The organism is Deinococcus sp. (genome assembly GCF_018260555.1).
Lineage (GTDB): Bacteria > Deinococcota > Deinococci > Deinococcales > Deinococcaceae > Deinococcus.
Map to the genome: position 1 here is coordinate 14,790 of NZ_JAGLBB010000015.1, position 21,669 is coordinate 36,458.

Consider the following 21,669-nt stretch of genomic DNA (forward strand, 5'->3'; position numbering starts at 1 on the left):
GCCACGGCGGGAGGCGGAACAAGCCAGGGTATCATTCTTGATTTTGGGGCCGCCGGGTTACCCGCCGGTGGAACAGGTACCGTCTGTTTTGACACCAAGATTATCTAAGTACACTGCGTTTATCTTGTAGATAAACCGCGCGGAGCGCGGAGCAGAAGGAAAGTACGTTGGAGCGGGAATGGAGAGGTTCCGGTGCTTTCCCGGCATGGCGCCATGTGAGCTTCAAGGTACTTAAGCGGCCTTACAGCTCCCCCCGGTAGGCCAGGTCTAACACTTCTACCGTATGCATCACGGCCACGGGGCTGCCCGAGCGGCGCACATGGCTCTGAACCTGGGTGTGGCAGCCGATATTTCCGCTGGCGACAATATCCGGTGTGGTGGACAGAATATGTTGAGCCTTGCGCTGGCCAAGCTGGTTTGCCAGTTCGGGCTGCTCAAGGTTGTATGTTCCCGCTGAGCCGCAACACAGGTCGCCTTCGGGGATTTCGACCAGTTGCACGCCGGGAATCGCCCGCAGCAGTTCACGGGGCGCAGCCTTGATTTTCTGCGCGTGGGCGAGGTGACAGGCGTCGTGGTAAGCCACTTTCAGTGGCTGGCGCGTGGGCATCATGGGCTGTAATTCGCCGTCTCGCAGGAGCCCCGCCAGGTACTGACTGATGTCCTGCACCTTCGCGGCAAACGCTTTAGCCTGCGCCTCGTCGGGAAGGCCATGCAGGATTACCGGATATTCCTTGAGGCCCGCGCCGCATCCCGCCGCGTTGCTCAGTATCGCGTCGTAGTCGTCCGGATTGAAGGCCGCGAGGTTCTGGCGCACCAGTCTCAGTGCTTCCTCCCTGGCTCCAGTGTGTAGAGCCGCCGCGCCGCAGCAGCCCTGACCCTCTGGAATGACTACCTCAATGCCGTTGCGGGCCAGAACACGCAGAGTCGCCGCGTTAAAGTTCGGCGCTAAAGCCTGCTGAGCGCAGCCGACCAGGAACGCCACTCGCCCCCGCCGCACGCCGCGCGCGGGCGTGAAGGCGGCGCTGGGCTGCATGGCGGGCACCGATTCGGGAAGCAGGTCCAGCGGACTGCGCAGCGCGGCCGGCAGCGCGGGTGCCAGCGGCTTGGCGAACTGACCCAGGCGGGCCGCCACGCTGAACACCTTCGGGGCCGGCAAAATTTTCAGGATCGCGGTCCGCTTGACCCGGTCGAACGGACTGCGCTGGCGTCGCGGCTCGCTCCAGCCCCGGAACGCCGTGATCAGTTCTCCGTACGGCACGCCGCTGGGGCAGGCGGTCACGCAGGCCTGGCAGCCCAGGCAGCGGTCCAGGTGCGGCGCAGCGTCCATCAGCGGCAAGCCGCCCTCCAGCACCTCTTTCATCAGGACGATCCGGCCGCGCGGGCTGTCCATCTCGTCGCCCAGCAGCGCGTAGGTGGGGCAGGCGGGCAGGCAGAAGCCGCAGTGCACACACGCGTCGACCGCGTGCGCCATGACCTCGCCCTGACCCCCGAGGGTCTGCACGGGAATGTCATTGTTCAAGCGTGGAACCTCATGCGGTACAGGATAGGCGCGGCCGGACGGGACGATTGGGCGCGCGGGCGCTGTCAGCTAGGGGGGTGGCCGCCTTGAGGGGCGTGGTGCGTCTGGAAGTTCGTAGCTGGGGGGGTCATGGGAGGCTTCTGGTGGGTGGGCAGGGTGACGCAGCGCAGGCCGTCTCAGACGGACTGCGCTCCATTCCGCCACAGTCGGAAAAGCGCCGCCTGCGGCTCCATATCGCGAAGGGGCGTCTGCCCTTCCTCCTCGCGTCCGCTCGGATTGATTCAGAACTACAGCAAATCAATCGGAATCCGTATCAAACTGCCGGGCGTGAAGAAGAAAGTACCTTGTAGCTCACATGGCGCCATGCCGGGAAAGCGCCGGAACCTCTCCATTCCCGCTCCAACGTACTTTCCTTCTGCTCCGCGCTCCACGCGGTTTATCTTCAAGATAAACGCAGTGTACTTAGTACGCCCTGCCGCGCTCCGCAGTGGACGCCGTGCCCGGTCGCTGGGAGCCACAGCGGCCCAGTTGGTGCTGACATACGTGGAGGCCGCCAAGGACGCCGGGTACTGGGTGGCCGAGCATCACACCGTGGGCGCCCAGATAGGCGCCGGTGGCATGACGCAGCCCAATTACGTGCCGCTCAGCTGAACTGCACCTTCGCTGGTTCCGGGAGGCGCGCGGCGATGATGGCGCTGGGAATCAGGAGACTCAGCGCGGCGAGGGCGGCGGTGGTAGGGCTGGTGGCGTCGGCAAGCGCGCCCACCAGGAAGACCAGCAGGCCCGCGAAACCCCAGGAGAAGCCCATCATGATGGAACTGGCGACCGCGACGTGGCCGGGCGCGTACTCCTGCGCGGTGACGACGCCCACGGGAATGCTGGCGTTCACGGCGGCCCCCACGATGAAGGTCAGGGGGTAGAACCACCAGTTGGCGGGGCTGGAGAGAATCAGCGCCGCGAAGAAGGGAATGGTGGTCATGATCGCGCTGCGCAGGACGGTGACGCGGCCCAGACGGTCACTGAGCCGCCCGCCGACGATGCCGCCGACGGCGCTGGCGACCGAGTACACGGCGAGCGTGATGGCAACCTCACGCGCCCCGTACCCGCGCGCCAGGAGCATGAACGGCAGCATGGCGTTGTAGCCCATGCTGGCCAGCGAGCGCAGGACGGCCATGGCCCACAGCCACACCAGGGGGCCACGGAAGATGCCGGCGTAATCGCGCAGGGGAAGGCGGCGGGCCTTCTGCACACCGCTGGGCGTGACGGCGAAGGTGACGGCCGCGACGACCACGCCGATCAGCGCGAACCACGGCAGGTGCGTCAGGCCCACCCCGGCGAAGACCGGGCCGAGGGCCATGCCGGCGGTGCCGCCCGCACTGAACAGGCTGGCCCACAGGCCGCGTTTGTCGGGGGGGCTGTGCTGCGCGACGTACGCGGCTCCGGCCGGATGGAAGAAACCGCTGCCGAACCCCGCGACGGCCACGAGCAGGATCAACGCGCCAAACCACGGAACGAAGCCCATGAGGGTCAGGCCGATGCCCGTCATCAGGGGGCCAAGCGCGGCGGCGTAGCGGCGATCTATGCGTTCACCGACGATGCCCAGCAGGGGTTGTAGGACACTGCTGGTCAGCGAGTACACGCTGGAAAGCAGAGTGACGGCAGCGATGCTGACCCCGTACTTGGCTTGCAGGGCGGGGGTCAGGGGCGTGAGCATGGCGCCGTACGCGTCATTGATGAAGTGACCGGCGGTGACGGCCACGGCAATCGCGGCGGCGTTCCGGGCCGCGACGGTGGTGGCGGCGCCGGATGCGCGGCCGGTCGTGGAATCACCCGGGCGGGGAGGTAGTACGGGGATGGGGGCCGACATGTTCTGAACGGTACTCCGCCGGGCCGCTGCCCGTCGCGAGCGGCGTCCCCACAGCGGTCCGGATGTCCGGCCTGCCCGGCCACCGACCCGGCTTGGGCCGCCCCGGCCACCGACCCGGCTTGGGCTGCCCCGGCCACCTGCCTCGGCTGCCGGGCGGCGCGGTCCGGGGTGGCTCAGCGCCTGATGAAGCTCCAGAGATCACCTGTGACAGTCCTGAAAGGAAAGGCGCATGACTGTACGGGTATGATACGGCTTCCGCCTGGTTCAGTACCTTGAAGCTCACATGGCGCCATGCCGGGAAAGCACCGGAACCTCTCCATTCCCGCTCCAACGTACTGTCTTCTGCTCCGCGCTCCGCGCGGTTTATCGACAAGATAAACGCAGTGTACTTAGGTCGCCGGAGGTCTGACCTGTCCGGTTTGGTAGTGGGCGAGCGCGCGTTCCTCGGCGGGAATGCGGACGCCCAGCAGGAGCGCGGCGTTGAGTAGCGTAAAGGCCAGCGCGGTGCGCCACGCGCCCACGGCGAGCGGCGCGGCGGCGAGTTCCAGCGCGACGACCGCGTAGTTCGGGTGCCGCAGGAACCGGAACGGGCCGCCTGTGACGCGCTGAGCGCCGGGCACGATCAGGATGCGGGTGTTCCAGTAGTGGCCCAGCGTGCGGATCACCCAGTAGCGGAGCGGCTGGGCCAGCACGAACAGCAGCAGCGCCGGGACGTTCACCCGCCCGCTACCAGCGCGGCCTTCCAGGTACGTGAACAGCATCCAGGCGGGGTGAAGCACGAAGAACAGCGGGTAGTGTTCCTGGCCGTATTCCACGGCACCCCGCTCGCGCGCCCAGCGTTCGTTGCGGCGCGCAACCCGCAGTTCCAGCAGTCGCTGCGCGCTCAGGAAGGCCAGCAGCCAGGTGGCCAGCGGCCGGGCCTTCACGCCTTCTCCAGCAGGGTGTCGGCGGCCTCATCGGCGCTCAGGTCTCCGCGGGCCACGCGTGCGTACAGGTCGCCGCTGCGTTCGCGGGCCAGTCTGAGCAGCCGCTCCTGCACCAGGGAGCGGACCTCGAATTCCGCGCGGGCCTCGCGGCGGGCCAGCAGGCCGCTCTCGCCCAGGTGCGCGCGGTGCGCCTCGACGGCGCCCAGCAGGGCGTCCAGGCCGTCGGCCTTCGAGGCGATGGTCTGCCGGATGGGCGCCATCCAGGTGTGCTCGTCGTGCGCGCCGAGGCCCTGCGCGGCCGTCAGTTCCCGGACGGTCCGCGCGGCGCCGGGCAGGTCGGCCTTGTTCACGGCGATCACGTCCGCGATTTCCATGATGCCCGCCTTGAACGCCTGCACGCCGTCTCCGCCGGCTGGCGTGAGGACCAGCAGGGTGTGGTCGCAGGCGGCAGCGACGTCCACCTCGGATTGCCCGACGCCCACGGTTTCCAGGATCACCCAGTCGAAACCCGCGCCTTCCAGCAGCGCCAGGACCGACATGGTGCGCGCCGACAGGCCGCCCAGCGCGCCCCGGCTGGCGAGCGACCGCACGAACACGCCCGCGTCGGCATGGTGGCGCAGCATGCGGATGCGGTCGCCGAGGATCGCGCCGCCGCTGTACGGGCTGCTGGGGTCCACGGCCAGCACCGCGACCCGCGACCCGCGCGCGCGGAGCGTGGCGATCAGGGCGTCGGTCAGGGTGCTCTTGCCGCTGCCGGGGCTGCCGGTCACGCCCAGGACCACGGCCTGCCCACCCTGCTGGGCGGTGCGTTCACGGGCGGCGCGCAGCAGGGGCCGCGCGCCCGGCAGGCCCGCCTCGGCCAGCGTGACGGCGCGGGCCAGGGCGCGCAGGTCCCCGGCGAGGTAGCGGGTGAGCAGCTCGGTGGGCGGCGGACTTCCGGCCGGGGGCAGCGGGGCGGTCACGGCCTGTCCCGGCCGGAACGGGTGAACTGAAGAGAGCGCATGTGCCGCCCAGGCTAGCGCATGGGCGCGCGGCGGGGTTCAGCCGCGCCGGACGGGGATCACGCCCGCGGCCTGTCCGCGGCGGGCCCGGCTGGGAGGAGCGACCGCGCCTGGAAGGCCCCGCCGTCACGGTGGTTGCTGCTAGGGGGTTTGCGGCTAGGGTGCCTGCCCGAGAACATCGTCGGCCTCGGTGGCTTCCAGCAGGCTTTCCAGGTGGGCGTCGTCGTTGAAACCCAGCAGCATGCCGCTGCCCTGACCCAGCAGGACGCGCGTGACCGAGGTGTTCGATACGCTCAGGCGCGCCCAGGCGTTGGCGGGCACGCCGCCCAGCGCCAGACCGACCGCCACGCGGACCACGCCGCCGTGAGTGAACACCAGCACCCGCTTTCCGGGGTGGCGCGCCTGAATCTGCGCGAAGGCCTCGCCGCTGCGGGCGTACAGGTCCTCCATGCTTTCCCCGCCGGGGCGGCGGGTACTCCAGGGTTCGGTGCTCAGGGCCTGAAGGTACTGGGGAAAGCGGCCGCGGATCTCGTGGATGGTCAGGCCCGCGAGGTCGCCCACGTCGATCTCGCGCAGACCCACGTCGGTCTGTACTGCGGGCGCGCCGTGCAGGCGCTCGGCGACGATACGGGCGGTCTGGGCGGCGCGGTTCAGGTCGCTGGTGTACACGGCGTCGAAGGGTTGTGCGGTCAGGCGCTCTGCAAGGCTGGACGCCTGGAGCACGCCCACGGGGCTGAGCGGCACGTCCGTCTGACCCTGGTACCGGCCGTCGGCGTTCCAGGTGCTCTCACCGTGGCGCACCACCCAGAATTCCGTGGCGGTGGCGCGGTCCAGCGCGGCGAAGCCGGTGGGAGCCATCCGCCTCGTCAAACGGCTCCCGTGAAGGTCACACCCTGACCGGCCGTCATGTGACCGATCACCCAGGGCTGCTCGCCGGCGGCCCTCAGGGCGTCCAGTGCGGCCGCCCCGTGCGCGGCGGGCAGGATGAACAAGAAGCCCACGCCCATGTTCAGCGCGCGGAAGGCCTCGTGGCGTTCTACGCCGGCGCGCGCCACGATCAACTCGAAGACGGGCGGGACGGTCCAGCTGCCGGTCTCGACCTGCATGCCGATCCCGGCGGGGAACACGCGGGGCGGATTGTCGATCAGGCCTCCGCCCGTGATGTGCGCCATGCCGCGCACGTCCACCCCGGCGGCCTGCAGCGCGTCGAAGGCCGGGAGGTACGAGCGGTGCGGCACGGGCAGCAGGTCCGCCAGGGTCTGGCCGTGCAGGTCCCCGCGCGCCTCGTTCCAGTCGAGATCGTCCAGTGCCATGCGGGCCAGCGAGAAACCGTTGGTGTGCAGGCCCGAGCTGGGCAGCGCGATCACCACGTCGCCCACCTCGATGCGTGCGCCCGTGATCAGGGCCGGGCGGTCCACGACGCCCACGATGGTGCCCACGATGTCCAGTTCGCCGTCCACGTACACGCCGGGCATCTCGGCGGTCTCGCCGCCCAGCAGGGCCACGCCCAGCGCTTCGCAGGCCTGCGCCGCGCCGGTCACGACTTCCGCGACCCGTTCGGGCGAGAGTTTGCCCATGGCGACGTAATCCAGGAAGAACAGTGGGCGCGCGCCCTGCACCAGGATGTCGTTCACGCAGTGGTTCACGATGTCGCCGCCCAGCCCGCCGAAGCGTCCGGTGCGGACCGCGACCTTCGTCTTGGTGCCCACCCCGTCCGTACTGGCGACCAGCACCGGGTCCTCCATGTGACCGAAGGCGGCGCGGAACAGTCCGCCAAAGCCGCCCAGGCCGCCCAGCACGTTGGGCGTGTGCGTGCGGGCCACGGCGTCTTTCATCAGGTGGACGGCGCGGTGTCCGGCGTCGATGCTGACGCCCGCGCGTTCGTAGGCTGACGCCGGCGCGCCTTGCTTGCTTTCAGTCATGTGCTCCTGCCTCCTGCGGTCCGCTGAGCGGATGTTCAGTGCAGTGTAACCAAACTCGCGCTGGTCAGGGCCGGGGCGAAGGGGCCACCCATACGGACTGCGATTGATTCAGAACTGCCGCGAGTCAATCGGAGTCCGTATCAGGCGCGGGCGGCGCGGCGGGCCAGCAGCCAGCGGCTCAGTGCAACGGACGCCACCACGGCCGACAGCAGGCCCAGGCCCCACAGCAGGCGCTGCGTGTTGCCGCTGAGCCACACGACGAGCAGCGTGACCGGCAGCGCCCCGGCGGCCGTGGCCAGCATGAACGGCCGGAACCCCATGCGGGCCGCGCCCGCCACGAGGTTCATGACGTCGGCGGACAGGACCGGCATCAGGCGCACCATCAGCACGCCCTGCAGGCCGTAGCGCGTGGCAACATCATGCGCGGTGCGGCGGGCGGTCTCACCGGCCAGGGTGCGGATCAGGGTGTCGCCCAGCGTGCGGCCCAGGCCGTACCCGGCAGCGGCGCCCAGCAGCGTGCCCAGGTACACGATCAGGAATCCATCGTACAGGCCGTAGGCGCGGGCGGTCACGGCGGTCATGACCAGCGCCGGCACGACCGGAAGCACTGCCTGAAGCACGAACCCCGCGATCAACGCGAGCGGCCCGGCCCAGCCCAGGCCGTCCACGAACGCCTGTGTGACGCGCGGATCGTGGCTGGTCAGGGCGGCGTAGGCGCGGGCCAGGAATTCACGCACGTCGGGCAGCAGGGCCACCCCCATCAGCAGTAGCAGGGCGCCGCCCAGGATCAGCCAGCGCAGGTAACGGGGTGAATGCGCGGCGGCGGTCATTGCGGCCCAGTGTAAGCGCCGCACCGATGAGCTGCGACCATCAAAGGTTGTGGGACGGGGAGGGACCGGGCCGGGCGGCGGCCGCAGTCAGGTGAACGGTCAGGTCGTCGTGGGCGTACCTCCAGCCGGGTGGAAGGTGACCTGCGCGGCGCACGTCCACCCCATGCGACAGGTGCGTCAGGACGACCTGCCCCGCCGCCCGCGCCCAGGGAAGGCGCAGGGCCCCGCGCACGTCGTACACGCTGCGGCTGGTCAGGGGCGCGCCTGACTCGTCCTCGAAGGACGTGCCGAGAACCAGCGTATCCAGGCCCGCGCCGCCCGGCGCGCGCAGCCACTCGCGGGCCAGCCCTGGCGGAATGCCGATGGCGTCCGTGACGACCGCCGCCGACCAGCCGTCACCCCCGGCCCCGGCGGGGCGGTCCAGGCGGTAGGCGTGGCTGTGTCCGTTCGCGCCGTGCGGCACCCGGAAGGCCCGCACGACCACCTCGCCCACCGGGACGCCCTGCGGCGGGATGGGCTGCACCGGCCCCCCCTCGCCCGCCGGAAAGGCGTACGGGAAGCGCGCGGCGATCTGCGGCACGACCTCCGGCGGGGCGTACACGCGCAGCCGTCCGGGGGCGAAGCGCGCGTAGTCGAGCAGGTCGCCCAGGCCCAGCAGATGATCGTTGTGCGCGTGCGAGATGAACACCGCGTCCGGCACGAGCGGGCCGCTCAGGCGGGCCAGTCCGGCGTGCGTGTCCGGCCCGGCGTCCAGCAGCGCCACCCGGGCACCCGAACGCAGCAGCGTGGCGGTGCGCGTGCGGCGGTTCAGTCCGGGCTGCCCGTTCACGCCGCGCGCCTCGGCGCACACCGCGCACGCACACCAGAAGCGCGGCACGCCCTTGCTGTCGCCCGTGCCGAGCAGCGTCAGGGTGTCGGTCTGATCAGAGTTGGTCTGGTCGGGGCTGACGTGGTCAGGAGTGTTCTGAGCTGGTCCGCTCACGGGGTCATCAGGTCACGTGCGGCGCGCGCGAGGTCGCCGCTGCCCGCCAGACTGCTGCCCACCAGCACCGCGTCCGCCAGCCCGCGCACGGCCGCGACGTCCTGCGGGGTGCGGTAGCCGCTCTCGGCGACCAGCACGCCTGTAAAGCCCGCCTCACGCGCCCGGCGAATCAGGCGCGGACTGACGCTCAGGTCGATCTGCAGGGTGGTCAGGTCGCGGTTGTTCACGCCGATGATCCGCGCTCCGGCCGCCAGGGCCACGTCCAGTTCGTGCTCGTCGTGCACCTCGACCAGGGCGTCCAGGCCCAGGTGGTGCGCCGCGCCCAGATATTCACCTGTTCGTTCGTGCAGCACGCTGACCATCAGCAGCGCCGCCGACGCGCCCCAGTCGGCCGCCTCGCGCAGCATAGCCGGATGCACCACGAAATCCTTGCGCAGCGCCGGAAGGTCCGTGGTGGCCACCACGTCCAGCAGCGCCTCACGGTTCCCGCCGAAGTAACGCGGTTCGGTCAGTACACTGATCGCCGCCGCGCCGCCCGCCGCGTACGCCCGCGCCGCGTCGGCCGGATCGAGCGGCGCAATGGCGCCCTCACTGGGACTGGCGCGCTTCACCTCGGCAATCAGTGACAGGCCCGGCGCGCCCAGGGCCGCCTCGAACCGCCGCTCGCCGGGGCGCGCCGCGCCCAGCTGCGGGTCCGCGCCCGCGTAATCCCCGGCGCGAAGTTCCACGATGCGGCCAAGCACGCCCGGAACGCGCTTCAGATCAGGGGCACTCAGGGCAGACATGCGCCGAAGCATACTGCATTCACCGACCCCCCCGCCGCCCACCAGCACGGCGCGCAGCACGCCTGAAGGTCTCCCGAGCCCGCCCGCGGCAGGGCGGCGTGTTAGCCTGATCCCCTATGAGTCTCGCCCCAGGCAACGGCCCCGTACAGATCACGCAGGACCAACTTCAGGCCCGCATTCACGAAATCGCCGTTAAAATCCGCGAGGACTACCACGGCACCGAACCCCACCTGATCTGCGTCCTGAACGGTGCTTTCATGTTCCATGCCGACCTGGTGCGCGCCATCGACATGCCCTGCACCATCGACTTTCTGCAGGCCAGCTCGTACGGCAACGCCAAGCAGAGCAGCGGCGAGGTCCGCATTGTCAAGGACCTCCAGTTCCCTATCAGTGACCGCCACGTGATCCTGGTCGAGGACATCGTGGACACCGGCATCACCATGAACTACCTGCTGCAGTACCTGGAAGGCCGAGGCCCCAAATCCCTGAAGATCGCCGCGCTGCTCAGCAAACCCAGCCGCCGCAAGGTCGAGATTCCCGTCGAGTACCTGGGCTTCACCATTCCCGACGCGTTCGTGTACGGCTACGGCCTGGACCGCGCGCAGTTCGACCGGAACCTGCCGTACATCACCAGCCAGGAATAGCAAGAAGCACACACAGGTGACCGGCAGGCATACCCCCCACCAGCCACAGCTGGAGGCCCGGAATCCGAACGCTTCAGAATCCGTCTGACGCTGACACGCTGACGGGCACGGCGGGTTTGCGCTACACTTCCGGGCATGATCCGCTCTGCGCTTCTCAGCCCCGGACGCCCCAACTAGCCGTCAGGTTCGTTCGGGCGTCCCGGCTGCGTGCCGGGGCGTTTTTTTTGGCGCTGATCGTCGGGAGCCGTGGCCAGCGCGCCCATTCCCCCCCTCTCCCCCACTTCTGAAGGAGCGACCTCATGACCCAGAACAACGAATCCAGGCCTGTCAATATTCCCGAGCCGCGCATGGAGCGGTACAACCCGCACGCTATCGAGGGCAAATGGCAGGCGGCGTGGGCGAGGAGCGGCCTGTACACCTTCGATGAGAGCGCGCCGGGCGAGAAGCACTACGCGCTGACGATGTTCCCGTACCCGAGCGGGAACCTGCACATCGGGCACTGGTACGCGAACGTCGCGCCGGACGCCCGCGCCCGCTGGATGCGCATGCGCGGGTACAACGTGCTGTTCCCGATGGCCTTCGACGCCTTCGGTCTGCCTGCCGAGAACGCCGCCATCAAGAACAACACCAACCCGGCCACGTGGACGTACGCGAACATCGAGCGCATGACCGGGCAGTTCCGGGCGATGGGGACCATGATCGACTGGAGCCGTCAGTTCGCCACCTGCGACCCGGAGTACTACCGCTGGAATCAGTGGTTCTTCATCGAGTTCTACAAGCGTGGCCTGGCGTACAAGAAGGGCGGTCTGGTGAACTGGTGCCCCAGGGACCAGACGGTGCTGGCAAACGAGCAGGTCGTGAACGGCCACTGCGAGCGTTGCGGCGCGGCCGTGGAGAAACGCAACCTGAGCCAGTGGTACATGAAGATCACGGACTACGCCGACGAGCTGCTGGACTTTAGTGGCGCGGACATGCCCGAGAAGGTGCGCCTGATGCAGACCAACTGGATCGGCAAGTCGGTCGGGGCCGAGGTGACTTTCGACACGCCAGCCGGGCCGGAGACGGTGTTCACGACCCGACCGGACACCCTGATGGGCGCGACGTTCATGGTGCTGGCGCCCGAGCACGCCCGCGTGAAGAACCTGACCACCGATGAACAGCGCGCCGAGGTCGAGGCGTACGTGGCAGCGGCGGGCCGCAAGACGGACGTGGAGCGCCAGCAGGAAGGCGAGAAGACCGGCGTGTTCACCGGCAGTTACGCCACGCACCCCATCACGGGTCACCAGTTGCCGATCTGGATTGCGGATTACGTGCTGGTCACGTACGGCACCGGGTCGGTCATGGCCGTGCCCGCGCATGACGAGCGTGACTTCGCGTTCGCGCGCAGGTTCGGCCTGAACATCCTGGAAGTCATCCGCCCAGAGGGGGCCGAGCCGATGGCCGAGGACGCCGGGGCGCCCTACACCGGCGACGGAATCATCGTGAACAGCGGCGAGTTCGACGGGCTGAGCGGCGGGAAGGCCAGCATCGCTACCATCATCGAGAAACTGGAGGCGCGCGGGATCGCCAGGGCGAAAACCACGTACCGCCTGCGCGACTGGCTGTTCGCCCGCCAGCGCTACTGGGGCACGCCGATTCCCTTCGTGCACTGCCCCGAGCACGGCGCGCAGCCCGTCCCCGAGGATCAACTGCCCGTCCGCCTGCCCGAGAACGTGGAGTTCACGCCGACCGGCCAGAGTCCCCTGAAACTGAACCAGGAATGGCTGAAGACCACCTGCCCCGTCTGCGGGGGGGCGGCTGAGCGCGACACGGACACCATGGACACCTTCGTGGATTCCAGCTGGTACATGTACCGCTACCTGAGCCCCGACTACCACGCGGGCCCCTTCGACCCGGCCAAGGACCCCATGATGCCCGTGGACCTGTACACGGGCGGTATCGAGCACGCGATCTTGCACCTGCTGTACTCACGCTTCTGGGTGAAGGTCATGCGCGACATGGGCCTGACCACGCACAGTGAGCCCTTCGCGAAGTTGCGCAACCAGGGCATGATTCTGGGCGAGGACGGCGAGAAGATGAGCAAATCACGCGGGAACGTCGTTGACCCAGACGATCTGGTGCGCGAGTACGGCGCGGACACCGTGCGGACCTACCTGATGTTCATCGCTCCGTGGGAACTGGGCGGCCCGTGGGACCCGCAGGGCATCAACGGCCCCGCCAAGTGGCTGAGCCGCGTGTGGACCCTGTACACCGACGACAAGGTCACTGGCCCCGCCGAGACCCTCACCGAGGCTGACCTGCGCTTCGCGGTCCACAGCACCCTGAACAAAGTCACGGGGGACTTCGAGCGCCTGAGCTTTAACACCATCATCGCGTCCCTGATGGAACTGACGAACACCCTGGTCAAGGCCAAACGAGCCCCCGCCTTTGGCACGCCCGCCTGGGACGAGGCGCTCGACATCTTTAACCGCATGCTGGCGCCCGTCGTGCCGCACATCGCCGAGGAACTCTGGGCGGCGCGCGGCCAGGAGGGCAGCGTGCACACCGCCGCGTGGCCCGCCACCGACGAGCAGGCCGCCACCCGCGACACCGTCACCATGGGCGTGCAGGTGAGCGGCAAGGTGCGCGGCCAGGTCACGATCAGCAAGAGCGCCACGCAGGAAGAGGCAGTGGCCGCCGCCAGAGCCAACGCCGACATCGCGCGGTTTATCGAGGGCAAGCAGATCGTCAAGGAGATCTACGTCCCCGGCCGCATCATCAACATCATCGTGCGCTAAGGCCATCGAAATCGATCCCCAGGAGAGCCGAGCGGCGCGGGTACCCAGGAATGGACGCTGCACTGGGAATGAGCGCAGCGGGACAGAGGACGCCTGAAACGGCCTGTGTTTCATTGCGCCACAGTCGGGAAGGCGCCGCCTGCGGTATGAAGCCGCAGGCGCCTGTTGTCCCTCCTCGGGTCCGCTCGGCTTGACTCGGGACTACACCGAATCAACCGCAGTCCGTTTCAGCCAGACCGGAGGTCAGCGCACGGCGGCCCAGAAGGCGTCCAGGGCGGCCTTGACCTCAGGCATCTTCTCGAAGTGCGGCAGGCCGTCCGTGCCGGGGATACGCACGGCCTGCACGCCGCTCTGCTGCGTGAACGCCTGAAGCCGATCAAAGGAAACGAAGCCGTCCTGATCGTACAGGACCAGCGCCGGGGTGTTCAGGCGCGAGTACAGGTCGGCGTACGCGTCGGGCGTGAACAGGCGGCCGCTGATGAAATAGATCGGGGCGTACTTCGCGCCGGGCTGGCGGGTGGTGTCCAGCGAGTAGTCGATCAGGCCGCCGTCAACTGGGCCCCGGAACGAGCGGCTCAGGAAGTACTGGATGCTGGGCCGCGTGCGGATCAGGGCGTACAGCGGCGTGCTGAACGCGTTTAGGCGGCTGTAGAGCTGCTGGCCGCCGTCGTCGGCCGTGGCCTGCTGGGTGCCGCCACGCGGGTTGCCCAGGCCGCTGGGGCTGATCAGTGTGACGCTGCGCACCCGGGGGTCGAGCAGCGCGGCGCGGGCCACGAACTCGCTGCCCAGACTCAGGCCGACCACATCCACTTCGGCGTTCAGTTCGGTGATCAGGGCGTTCAGCGCGGCCGTCATGAGTTCCCTGGTGTACGTCACATCCGGGCGGTCGCTGCTCCCAAATCCGGGCCATTCGAGCGCGTACACCGGGCGGGTACCGACGTAGGTGTCCCAGATGGGTTTCATCTCGTAGGCGCTGGCGGCGGCGTTCACGCTGCTGGTCAGGACCAGCGGGCGACCCTCGCCGCGCGGGTCGGCGTAGTACGCGACCCGGCCGAAGTTCGCCAGGGTCAGGTAACGCCGCTCACCGCTCAGGGCGGGCCGCAGGTTCACGGGCCGGTTCGGTGCGGTCACCGGCACCTGGGCAGGTTGGGGCGCGGGGGGCACCGTCTGGGCCAGCGCGGCGGAGCCCAGGAGCACGCCGATCAGCAGCGCGGCCGGCAGGGAGCGCCGGGGGCGGCGCGGGTGGGCGCGGTCCTGCGTGCGGCTCGGGTGGGTCCGGTTCAGGTTCATTCCCGTATGCTCGCCCACCATCCGGCGCGGAACTGTCCTGTCGGGTACGCTCTGCACGTGGGGCGTCCCTTCTCCGTCCTGCTCGGTCGCATTCACCGGCTCCGCTCGTCCATGAAGGCCCGCCCATGAAAGCGCGGCCATGAGGAAAGGGGCTGTCTGGCCGATGCTCTAGACTGCGTGGCGATGCGTGCTGATCTGCTGTCCCGTGTGCTTTCGCTGCTGCCCGAACGGTCGGACCGTCCGGAACTGAACGGCTATTACGGCATGCTGCGCGATTACCCGCAACGCGGCGGCAAGGGCATCCGCAGCGAATTGCTGCTGGCCAGCGCCCGCATGCACGGCGCGCATCAGGAGGCGGCCCCCGCACCGGGAACGCCGTGGGATTCGGCGCTGTGGCTGGCGGCCGGGCTGGAAATGTTCCAGAACTGGGTGCTGATTCACGACGACATTGAGGACGACAGCGAGGAACGCCGGGGCCGCCCCGCGCTGCACCGCCTGCACGGCGTGCCGCTGGCCATCAATGCCGGGGACGGCCTGCACGCGTACATGTGGGCCGCCGTTCACCGCGCGGGCGTGCCGGGCGGCATGCAGGCCTTTTTGGACATGATTCACCGCACGGCGGAGGGGCAGCACCTGGACCTGTGCTGGGTCGAGGGCCGCCGCTGGGACCTGCGTGAGGACGACTACCTTCAGATGGTGCGCCTGAAAACTGCGTATTACACGGTGGTCGTTCCGCTGCAACTGGGGGCGCTGGCGGCGGGGGCACAGCCGCACGCCGGGTTTCACGCGGCGGGACTGGCGCTGGGCGCGGCATTCCAGATCCGGGATGACGTGCTGAACCTGAACGGCGACCCCGTGAAGTACGGCAAGGAGATCGGCGGTGACCTGCTGGAAGGCAAGCGCACGCTGATCGTGCTGCACTGGCTGGCACACGCGCCGCGCGAGCAGCGCGAGGTATTCCTGGACCAGATGCGCCGCGACCGCCCCGACAAGGACCCGGCCGTGATCGCCCGTATTCACGCGTGGCTGCTGGAGAGTGGCAGCGTGGCCCACGCGCAGGCCTACGCGGACGGACTGGCCCGCGACGGCCTGATCCTGCTGGAAGAGGCGCTGACCGGCGTGCCTGACCAGGCAGCGGCGCAGGCACTGCTGGGCGTCATCCGGGAACTGGCGACCAGGGAGGCCTGACCCAGCCCAGGGCCGGGATCAGCGCCGCAGCAGCGTCAGTGCCACGTGCGCGAACTCGCCAAAGGCGGCGTTCAGGGCGCGCATGGCCGGATCGGTGGGCTGCCCGCCGCGCAGGTACAGTCCCGCGTTGAATTCGATGCCGAAGGCGGGTACGCCACTGCGGGCGCTGTGCGTGAGGCTCAGGGTGTCGGTCGCCCAGGGTTCACCCAGCGTGACACGCGGGTCGGGGCTCGCGGCGATGATGGGCGCAAAGGCGTCCTGGCAGGCGCGTTGCAGGGCGTTCCAAAGGGCGTGCGGGTAGGTGGGCTGCGCGGGCGTGCCGGGCATCAGGCAGATGGCGGGGCGGGGCACGCCGGTATCGGCGCCCAGCGCGGGGCCGGTGGGGGCCATGGAGTGCCCCACGATCATCAGGCCCGCGCCCTGAAGTTCGGCGGTCACGAGCACGTCGAAGGGGTCCCAGATGCGGCGCAGCCGCCGTTCGCGCGTGGCGTCATCTGGCGTCCACCCGGCCGGGTACAGCGGCGCGCGGTCAAATCCCATGAGCTTCAGGACGCCATTGTCGTCAAGGTCGTCGCGGTCGCGGTTCAGGTCGGCAGCGAAGCGGCTCCAGGGGGCCTGGACGTGGCGCGCGCCGGGCACGCTGAACAGCAGGTCCGTGTACGGGTCGCCGTCCAGGAAGATGCGGCGCAGGAACGCCTCGCGGCGGGGCGTGTCGAAAACGTCGTCGCCCAGCATGTCGCGCAGCACGTCGGCCGGCAGTTGCCCGGAGGGGTGCGGCGTGACGATCAGCAGCTCACCTGAGCGGGTCGGGTCACCTGTGTGGGATGGGTCGCCTGTGGGGTGGCCGGGCGCGGAAGTCATGCGCGGAGCATAGCGCCGCCCGGGGCCAGGCCGGGGGGCCGCAGAAGGCGTCAGCGGGGCCACAGGCGGTTCATCCAGCCGCTCGGGTTGGTGCCCTCGCCACGCACGCGGATTTCGAGGTGCAGGTGCGGCCCGGCACTCAGGCCGGTGCTGCCGACCTCTCCGATCTTCTGGCCGCGCGTGACCTTCTGCCCGACCTTCGCGGTCACGCGGCTCTGATGGAAGTACAGGCTGACCACGCCCGCCCCGTGATCGATGACGACCAGTCCGCCGCGCACGGGGTACCGTCCGGCGATGACGACCGTGCCGTCGTTCACGGCCAGCACGGGCGTTCCGGCCCTGGCGGGGTAGTCGGTGCCGAAGTGGTACGCGACGGGGCCGCCCGCCGTGTACGTGCGCGGCTGCCCAAACGAACTGCTCGTGGGGCTCACGCCGCTCAGGGCCGGAGCAAACGGGCGCGTCCAGACCGGCGGGGTGCGCCGGGCGTAGGCCTTCTCGACCAGGGCGTCTTCGGCCTTGCGGCCCGGATCGACCAGCACGCCGCTGATCTGCGGGGGCAGGTTCAGGTGCTGGATGCGCTGCTCGAGGCCCAGCACGGGAATACGGCCGCGCACGAGTTCGCCCCCGACGCTGACCTCGAACACGACCGGGGTGGTCTTGCCGAGGACCACGCGGCCCGGCACGGCGTACTCCCCGGCCGCCCCGACGGGTTTCAGAAGCTCATTGGGTTCCCGGACGTCCTCTCCGATCTCGCTGGGAAAACGCACGGTGGCCAGTGCGGCCCGCGCGCCGCTGAGCTGCACGGTGAAAGGGTCGCCCATGCGCAGGCTGGCCGGTACCGTGACATTGACACCCGCGATGCGAGCGGTGGGCGCGGTGGGGGTCAGGAGCTCGGGGGGCAGCGGGGCGGGCAGGCCGGGTTTGCTGGTCGCGTCGGGGGGCGTCTGGGCTGGTTTGGCTGGTGCTGGCGGGGTGGGTGCTGGCGGGGTGGGGGCCTGACCGGGCAGCCGCAGGTCCTGCCCGACCCCCAGGGTCGTACTCGTCAGGTTGTTCAGTTTCATGAGCGCTTCGGGCGTGGTGCCGTGAGCGCGGGAGATCGAGTACAGCGTGTCGCCGGGCTTGACGGTGTAGGCGGCCGCGCCGCCCACCAGGAGCAGCGCGGCCAGCAGCAGGGAGCGGCGGTTCATGCCCCGCAGGATAGGGGCCGAGCGTGAGAAGAGAACCTGCCGCTGCCTATAGATCGAGGGTAAGGGTGACGGGGCCGTCGTTCGTCAGGTCGAGGACCATGTGCGCGCCGAACACGCCCTCCCCGACCGGGAGGCCCAGCGCCCGCAGCGCGGCATTGAAGGTGCCGTACAGCGCGCGGGCCTGCTCGGGCGGCGCGGCGCCCGTGAAGCTGGGGCGATTGCCGCTGCGGGTGTCGGCGTACAGCGTGAACTGGCTGACACTCAGGACGCCGCCGCTGGTGTCCAGCACACTGCGGTTCATCTTGCCGTTGGCGTCGTTGAAGATCCGCAGCTTGGCGATCTTGGAGGCCAGGGCGCGGGCAGTCTCTTCGGTGTCGCCGGGTGCCACGGCCAGCAGCACCAGCAGGCCCGGGCCGGTCTGCCCCGTGACCTCGCCGCCGACCGTGCAGGTGGCGCGGGTCACGCGTTGCAGGGTGGCGCGCACGTCAGTTCTGCGCCGCGCTGCCCTGCGGAGCGGCGTTCAGTCGCTCGCGGACACTGCCGATGGCGTCTGTCAGCAGGTCAGCCTCGGTGAAGTCGAGGTTCCCGCGCGTCTTCTCGGCCAGCATGGTGAGCAGTTTCAGGCTGCGTTCGGCGGTCTGGCGGGCGCGGCGTTCCTCCAGCAGGCCGTCGCGCGCGGCGCTGGCGGTGGCGGCGTTCAGGTCGCCCAGGGCCGCCTCGGCGGTCGCCTGCAGGGAGTTCACGAGTCCAACGAATTCCGGGTGAGACATGCGCCGAGCATAACGGGCCGCGGCGGGGGCGGGTGTCCGCCCAGCCACGGCGGGGCAGGGAGCACAGCCGCCCGTTCAGGACAGACAGAGCGGGCTCCGGATCAGAACAGGCCGGGCTGGCCCTGCATGTCGGCGGGGGCCAGCGCGGCGCGGAGGGCGGGTTCGTGGTCGCCGCGCAGCACGGCCGCCACCTCGCGGATGTCACGCCATGTCAGGCTCTTGGGACCGCCGGGCGCGCGGGTATCGTGCCTCAGCAGGTACGCGGGGTGCAGCAGCGGCATCAGCGTGGCCTCGTACGTGCCGCCCTGCCCGTCGGCGTGCCGGTACGCGAACCACTGGCCGCGCAGGTCCGTGATGCGCGCGCGGGTGCCCAGCAGGTACGAGGCCGCGGTATGCCCGGCGGCCAGGATCACGCGGGGGCGCAGCAGGCTCAGTTGCGGCTCCAGCCAGTGGGCCGTGCAGGTCTGCGTTTCGGTCGGGTGCGGGTCGCGGTTACCGGGGGGGCGGCACTTGACGATGTTCGTGATGTACGCGTCGGCCCGGTCAATGCCAGCGGCGTGCAGAATCTGATCGAGCAGCTGCCCGCCGCGCCCCACGAAGGGTCGGCCCGTCAGGTCCTCCTGCCCGCCGGGGCCCTCGCCCACAATCAGCAGCGGCGCGTCGGCGCGGCCCTCGGCGACCACGACCTGCGTGCAGCCGGGGCGCAGGTCGCATGCACGGCAGGCGCGGTTGCGGCCCTCCAGGCTCAGCAGGGCCGCCTGGCGCCCGTCGGCGCTGGCGGGGTTGACTGCGCTGTCGGAGATGACTGCGCTGGCAGGATTGATGGGGGGGTGAGGTGGCCCGGCGTCGGTCACGCCTGCAAGGATACGGCGGGCCGGGCCGGACAACCGTGGGCGGCGACAGCAAAGAACCCCTCCGGGTGGAGGGGCGCAGGCGGGTGGTGGTTCCGGGGGGCGGATTCAGGAGGCTGGGGGCTCAGGAGGTTGTGCTCAGGAGGTTGGAGCCGCCGCCCCGGACGGCGTGCCGAGTTTCGGGCGTTGGCTGCGGGCCTCGCGGCGGGTTTTGGGGTCCAGGCCGACGAGCAGGAAGAAGTTCTCCAGGGCGTTCTCGTGGCCCTTGATGTCCGCGTACTCGTGTTCCGGCGTGCCGGTCGCGAAGGGCAGCGCGCGGTACAGGTCAAGGGCCCGGGCGATGACCTCGTCGGGTGCGTGCGTTTCGGCGTGCGTGCCGAGCTGCGTGTAGATCTCGCGGCGGCTTTCGGCGTGCTTGAGGAACGCGTCCGGGTGGGGTGTTTCGGCGGCGCGCAGCATGTCCTGGCGGGCGATGCGGCGGTAGTGTTTCAGGCCGGTCTGAATCTGGTCGGTGGTCATGGTTTCCTTCATGCTGTCCTCCAATGCACCGGGGTGTGGCCACAGGCGGGCCGGGTCGGGGTGAGTGCGCTGACGCCGAGTATAGGACGGTAACGCGCGGGGCGGCCAGAGAGCCGCAGCGGATCCACATGGGCAGGACCGGTGGGCCATGCACGGGTGAGCACGACAGCGGGGGTCATAGAAATTTACCCGGAGTCAGTTTTGAACATGAGAAATCAGTGAAACCGAGAAAAACCCGGCGGTTCCGTTTCAGCGCCTCTGCGGCGGGCAGCCCTCCACCTACAGTTGCATGAGGGGAACTCTGAGAAAACTGAGACCGAAGGCACAGTGGAGCCCCAAGTCACCCGACCAGGCGACGCATAGAACACGTATAGGCGCATATCAGGTGCCGTTTTGCCCAAGAATGAAGGACAACTAAATAAAGACACGCTAAACTTCGGGGGTCGATGAAATTCTCCCACGTACTTTTAACCGCCCTCGCCCTCAGTGGCGCCGCCAGCGCAGCAACGTACACCGTCAGGCCCGGTGACACGCTGTACTCGATTGCCCGCGCCACCGGCATGGAGCCGAGCGCCCTGATGCGGCTGAATAACCTCAGCAGCACGACCATCAACGTGGGTCAGAGGATCACGACCGGAGGCAGCAGTGCCTCCGGTTCCACATCCGCGCCGCGCGCCACGACCGCCGCGTCGCCCGTTCCACGCGGCAACGGTTTCGTGCGCTCGGCCGCCACCCGCTACCTGGGGATCCGGTACGTGCTGGGCGGCAACGGCAACGGCGGCATCGACTGCAGCAGCTACACCATGAACGTGTTCCGGCAGATGGGCGTGAACCTGCCCCGCACCGCGGCCTCCCAGTGGCGCACCGGCTCCCCCGTGAGCCGCCGCGACCTGCGCGCCGGGGACCTGGTGTTCTTCAACACCATGGGCCGCACCGCCAGTCACGTCGGCATCTACATGGGCGACGGCATGATGGCCAACGCCAACAGCTACCACGGCCGCAGCATGATCGAGCCCCTGTTCAGCAACTCGTACTGGGCCAGCCGCTACAACGGCGCCCGCCGCGTCCTGAACTGAACGCACCGACCAGGTTTCACCAACACCGTTTCACCGACACCCCCCGCCCCTCCCGGCGGGGGTTTTTTCAGGCCACCACGCGCAGAGGTGGGCCGCCCCGGCACATTCTGGACGGCCGCCTGCAACGTTGACACCCCAGCGCAGGACTGGGGTGTCTTTTCCGGTTCTTTCCCGCCTGCCTTTCCCGCCTGCTCGCTCTCGCCCATCCCTGCTGGGCAGCGCCGCTGTGCGGGTCCAGTTGGGGGGTTACTGCCGGATAATCTGCGCGTCCTTCGGGAGGGCCTTGATCTCGGTGGCCGTCAATCCGGTGTTCACGCGGTAGTTCGAGACGTTCAGGTCAGCCAGGGTCTTGCCGCCACTGTTCAGCACCTGAATGCGGGTGGGGCGCCAGCCGCTTTCGGTGATCCACACGCGGGTGCGGTCGGTACCGCCGCTTTTGGGCGTAGCTTCCAGTTGGAACAGGCGCTTGCCAGCCGGGCCAGTGGCGCCCAGCAGTTTGACGTTGTAACTGCCGAGCATGCTGGCGGTGTTGCTCAGCTGCGTGAAATCCAGGCTCAGGCCGGCGCTCCCGGCAGCCTTCTGGGGGGTGGTGACGGTGATCTGGTTGGTCAGGAACAGGTACTGCCGGATCTCGTTCTTGTCGGCGACGACCACGTTGTCGGCCAGGGCGTCCG

At 69.3% G+C, this 21,669-nt stretch carries 21 protein-coding genes; 4 read left to right on the forward strand and 17 right to left on the reverse strand.

Annotated features, from left to right (window positions below; all coding sequences use genetic code 11):
• Positions 1-241: 241 nt before the first annotated feature.
• From glcF to trpC, 9 genes are all read right to left on the reverse strand, one after another.
• Positions 242-1,471 (reverse strand): glycolate oxidase subunit GlcF, encoded by a 1,230-nt coding sequence (gene glcF, locus QZ271_RS04675; RefSeq protein WP_291429451.1) that lies wholly within the window; start codon positions 1,469-1,471, stop codon positions 242-244.
• Positions 1,472-2,162: 691 nt separating this feature from the next.
• Entirely contained in the window at positions 2,163-3,386 is a 1,224-nt protein-coding gene (locus tag QZ271_RS04680) for an MFS transporter (protein WP_291429453.1), read from the reverse strand.
• Between the two features lie 389 nt (positions 3,387-3,775).
• Positions 3,776-4,312, reverse strand: a complete 537-nt coding sequence (locus tag QZ271_RS04685) for an isoprenylcysteine carboxylmethyltransferase family protein (protein ID WP_291429455.1) — start codon at positions 4,310-4,312, stop codon at positions 3,776-3,778.
• The gene (gene meaB, locus QZ271_RS04690) at positions 4,309-5,274 is read right to left on the reverse strand and encodes a methylmalonyl Co-A mutase-associated GTPase MeaB (RefSeq protein WP_291429457.1); all 966 of its coding nucleotides are present in this window, start codon (positions 5,272-5,274) and stop codon (positions 4,309-4,311) included. The genes QZ271_RS04685 and meaB overlap by 4 nt, the downstream gene beginning before the upstream one ends.
• Positions 5,275-5,469: 195 nt before the next feature.
• Positions 5,470-6,183, reverse strand: a complete 714-nt coding sequence (locus QZ271_RS04695; RefSeq protein ID WP_291429458.1) for a histidine phosphatase family protein — start codon at positions 6,181-6,183, stop codon at positions 5,470-5,472.
• Complete coding sequence (gene purM / locus QZ271_RS04700; protein ID WP_291429460.1) at positions 6,180-7,235, reverse strand: phosphoribosylformylglycinamidine cyclo-ligase; 1,056 nt, start codon at positions 7,233-7,235, stop codon at positions 6,180-6,182. The genes QZ271_RS04695 and purM overlap by 4 nt, the downstream gene beginning before the upstream one ends.
• A 140-nt stretch (positions 7,236-7,375) precedes the next feature.
• Positions 7,376-8,065, reverse strand: a complete 690-nt coding sequence (locus tag QZ271_RS04705) for a VTT domain-containing protein (protein ID WP_291429462.1) — start codon at positions 8,063-8,065, stop codon at positions 7,376-7,378.
• A gap of 40 nt (positions 8,066-8,105) precedes the next feature.
• Positions 8,106-9,047, reverse strand: coding sequence for an MBL fold metallo-hydrolase (locus QZ271_RS04710; RefSeq protein WP_291429464.1), 942 nt, complete (start codon positions 9,045-9,047; stop codon positions 8,106-8,108).
• Positions 9,044-9,832 (reverse strand): indole-3-glycerol phosphate synthase TrpC, encoded by a 789-nt coding sequence (trpC, locus tag QZ271_RS04715; protein WP_291429466.1) that lies wholly within the window; start codon positions 9,830-9,832, stop codon positions 9,044-9,046. The genes QZ271_RS04710 and trpC overlap by 4 nt, the downstream gene beginning before the upstream one ends.
• Before the next feature lie 116 nt (positions 9,833-9,948).
• Between trpC and hpt the strand changes: the two genes are divergently transcribed.
• Both hpt and leuS read left to right on the forward strand, forming a co-directional pair.
• Positions 9,949-10,476, forward strand: coding sequence for a hypoxanthine phosphoribosyltransferase (gene hpt, locus QZ271_RS04720; protein ID WP_291429468.1), 528 nt, complete (start codon positions 9,949-9,951; stop codon positions 10,474-10,476).
• Between the two features lie 299 nt (positions 10,477-10,775).
• A complete protein-coding gene (gene leuS, locus QZ271_RS04725) occupies positions 10,776-13,253 on the forward strand; it encodes a leucine--tRNA ligase (RefSeq protein ID WP_291429470.1) in 2,478 nt (825 codons plus the stop codon).
• Positions 13,254-13,496: 243 nt separating this feature from the next.
• Here leuS and QZ271_RS04730 read toward each other — a convergent pair whose 3' ends face one another.
• Positions 13,497-14,543, reverse strand: coding sequence for an alpha/beta fold hydrolase (locus tag QZ271_RS04730; RefSeq protein ID WP_291429472.1), 1,047 nt, complete (start codon positions 14,541-14,543; stop codon positions 13,497-13,499).
• A 183-nt stretch (positions 14,544-14,726) separates the two neighbouring features.
• Between QZ271_RS04730 and QZ271_RS04735 the strand changes: the two genes are divergently transcribed.
• A complete protein-coding gene (locus QZ271_RS04735) occupies positions 14,727-15,731 on the forward strand; it encodes a polyprenyl synthetase family protein (RefSeq protein WP_291429474.1) in 1,005 nt (334 codons plus the stop codon).
• 18 nt (positions 15,732-15,749) lie between these two features.
• Here the strand turns inward: QZ271_RS04735 and QZ271_RS04740 are convergent, their stop codons facing one another.
• From QZ271_RS04740 to QZ271_RS04765, 6 genes are all read right to left on the reverse strand, one after another.
• Positions 15,750-16,592 (reverse strand): N-formylglutamate amidohydrolase, encoded by an 843-nt coding sequence (locus QZ271_RS04740; protein ID WP_291429476.1) that lies wholly within the window; start codon positions 16,590-16,592, stop codon positions 15,750-15,752.
• A 50-nt stretch (positions 16,593-16,642) separates the two neighbouring features.
• Positions 16,643-17,779, reverse strand: a complete 1,137-nt coding sequence (locus QZ271_RS04745; protein WP_291429477.1) for a LysM peptidoglycan-binding domain-containing M23 family metallopeptidase — start codon at positions 17,777-17,779, stop codon at positions 16,643-16,645.
• A gap of 46 nt (positions 17,780-17,825) precedes the next feature.
• Positions 17,826-18,263: a D-aminoacyl-tRNA deacylase gene (dtd, locus tag QZ271_RS04750; RefSeq protein ID WP_291429479.1), complete on the reverse strand. Its 438-nt coding sequence runs from the start codon at positions 18,261-18,263 to the stop codon at positions 17,826-17,828.
• A 1-nt stretch (position 18,264) separates the two neighbouring features.
• A complete protein-coding gene (locus tag QZ271_RS04755; protein ID WP_291429481.1) occupies positions 18,265-18,549 on the reverse strand; it encodes a DUF1844 domain-containing protein in 285 nt (94 codons plus the stop codon).
• Between the two features lie 101 nt (positions 18,550-18,650).
• The gene (locus QZ271_RS04760; RefSeq protein ID WP_291429510.1) at positions 18,651-19,352 is read right to left on the reverse strand and encodes a uracil-DNA glycosylase; all 702 of its coding nucleotides are present in this window, start codon (positions 19,350-19,352) and stop codon (positions 18,651-18,653) included.
• Positions 19,353-19,538: 186 nt separating this feature from the next.
• Entirely contained in the window at positions 19,539-19,931 is a 393-nt protein-coding gene (locus QZ271_RS04765; protein ID WP_291429484.1) for a hypothetical protein, read from the reverse strand.
• 434 nt (positions 19,932-20,365) lie between these two features.
• Here QZ271_RS04765 and QZ271_RS04770 point away from each other — a divergent pair, with 434 nt between their 5' ends.
• Positions 20,366-20,995 (forward strand): LysM peptidoglycan-binding domain-containing C40 family peptidase, encoded by a 630-nt coding sequence (locus tag QZ271_RS04770; protein ID WP_291429486.1) that lies wholly within the window; start codon positions 20,366-20,368, stop codon positions 20,993-20,995.
• 246 nt (positions 20,996-21,241) lie between these two features.
• Here QZ271_RS04770 and QZ271_RS04775 read toward each other — a convergent pair.
• On the reverse strand, positions 21,242-21,669 hold a 428-nt coding region (locus tag QZ271_RS04775; RefSeq protein WP_291429488.1), incomplete at its 5' end, for an outer membrane lipoprotein carrier protein LolA.

What these genes read in the sequence shown, in the direction of transcription:
- QZ271_RS04730 (WP_291429472.1), bottom strand. Translation starts at nt 14,543, where the DNA reads ATGAACCTGAACCGGACCCACCCGAGCCGCACGCAGGACCGCGCCCAC.
- QZ271_RS04705 (WP_291429462.1), bottom strand. Translation starts at nt 8,065, where the DNA reads ATGACCGCCGCCGCGCATTCACCCCGTTACCTGCGCTGGCTGATCCTG.
- purM (WP_291429460.1), bottom strand. Translation starts at nt 7,235, where the DNA reads ATGACTGAAAGCAAGCAAGGCGCGCCGGCGTCAGCCTACGAACGCGCG.
- QZ271_RS04765 (WP_291429484.1), bottom strand. Translation starts at nt 19,931, where the DNA reads ATGAAGGAAACCATGACCACCGACCAGATTCAGACCGGCCTGAAACAC.
- trpC (WP_291429466.1), bottom strand. Translation starts at nt 9,832, where the DNA reads ATGTCTGCCCTGAGTGCCCCTGATCTGAAGCGCGTTCCGGGCGTGCTT.
- QZ271_RS04745 (WP_291429477.1), bottom strand. Translation starts at nt 17,779, where the DNA reads ATGAACCGCCGCTCCCTGCTGCTGGCCGCGCTGCTCCTGGTGGGCGGC.
- QZ271_RS04680 (WP_291429453.1), bottom strand. Translation starts at nt 3,386, where the DNA reads ATGTCGGCCCCCATCCCCGTACTACCTCCCCGCCCGGGTGATTCCACG.
- hpt (WP_291429468.1), top strand. Translation starts at nt 9,949, where the DNA reads ATGAGTCTCGCCCCAGGCAACGGCCCCGTACAGATCACGCAGGACCAA.
- QZ271_RS04735 (WP_291429474.1), top strand. Translation starts at nt 14,727, where the DNA reads ATGCGTGCTGATCTGCTGTCCCGTGTGCTTTCGCTGCTGCCCGAACGG.
- QZ271_RS04755 (WP_291429481.1), bottom strand. Translation starts at nt 18,549, where the DNA reads ATGTCTCACCCGGAATTCGTTGGACTCGTGAACTCCCTGCAGGCGACC.
- leuS (WP_291429470.1), top strand. Translation starts at nt 10,776, where the DNA reads ATGACCCAGAACAACGAATCCAGGCCTGTCAATATTCCCGAGCCGCGC.
- glcF (WP_291429451.1), bottom strand. Translation starts at nt 1,471, where the DNA reads ATGGCGCACGCGGTCGACGCGTGTGTGCACTGCGGCTTCTGCCTGCCC.
- QZ271_RS04740 (WP_291429476.1), bottom strand. Translation starts at nt 16,592, where the DNA reads ATGACTTCCGCGCCCGGCCACCCCACAGGCGACCCATCCCACACAGGT.
- QZ271_RS04770 (WP_291429486.1), top strand. Translation starts at nt 20,366, where the DNA reads ATGAAATTCTCCCACGTACTTTTAACCGCCCTCGCCCTCAGTGGCGCC.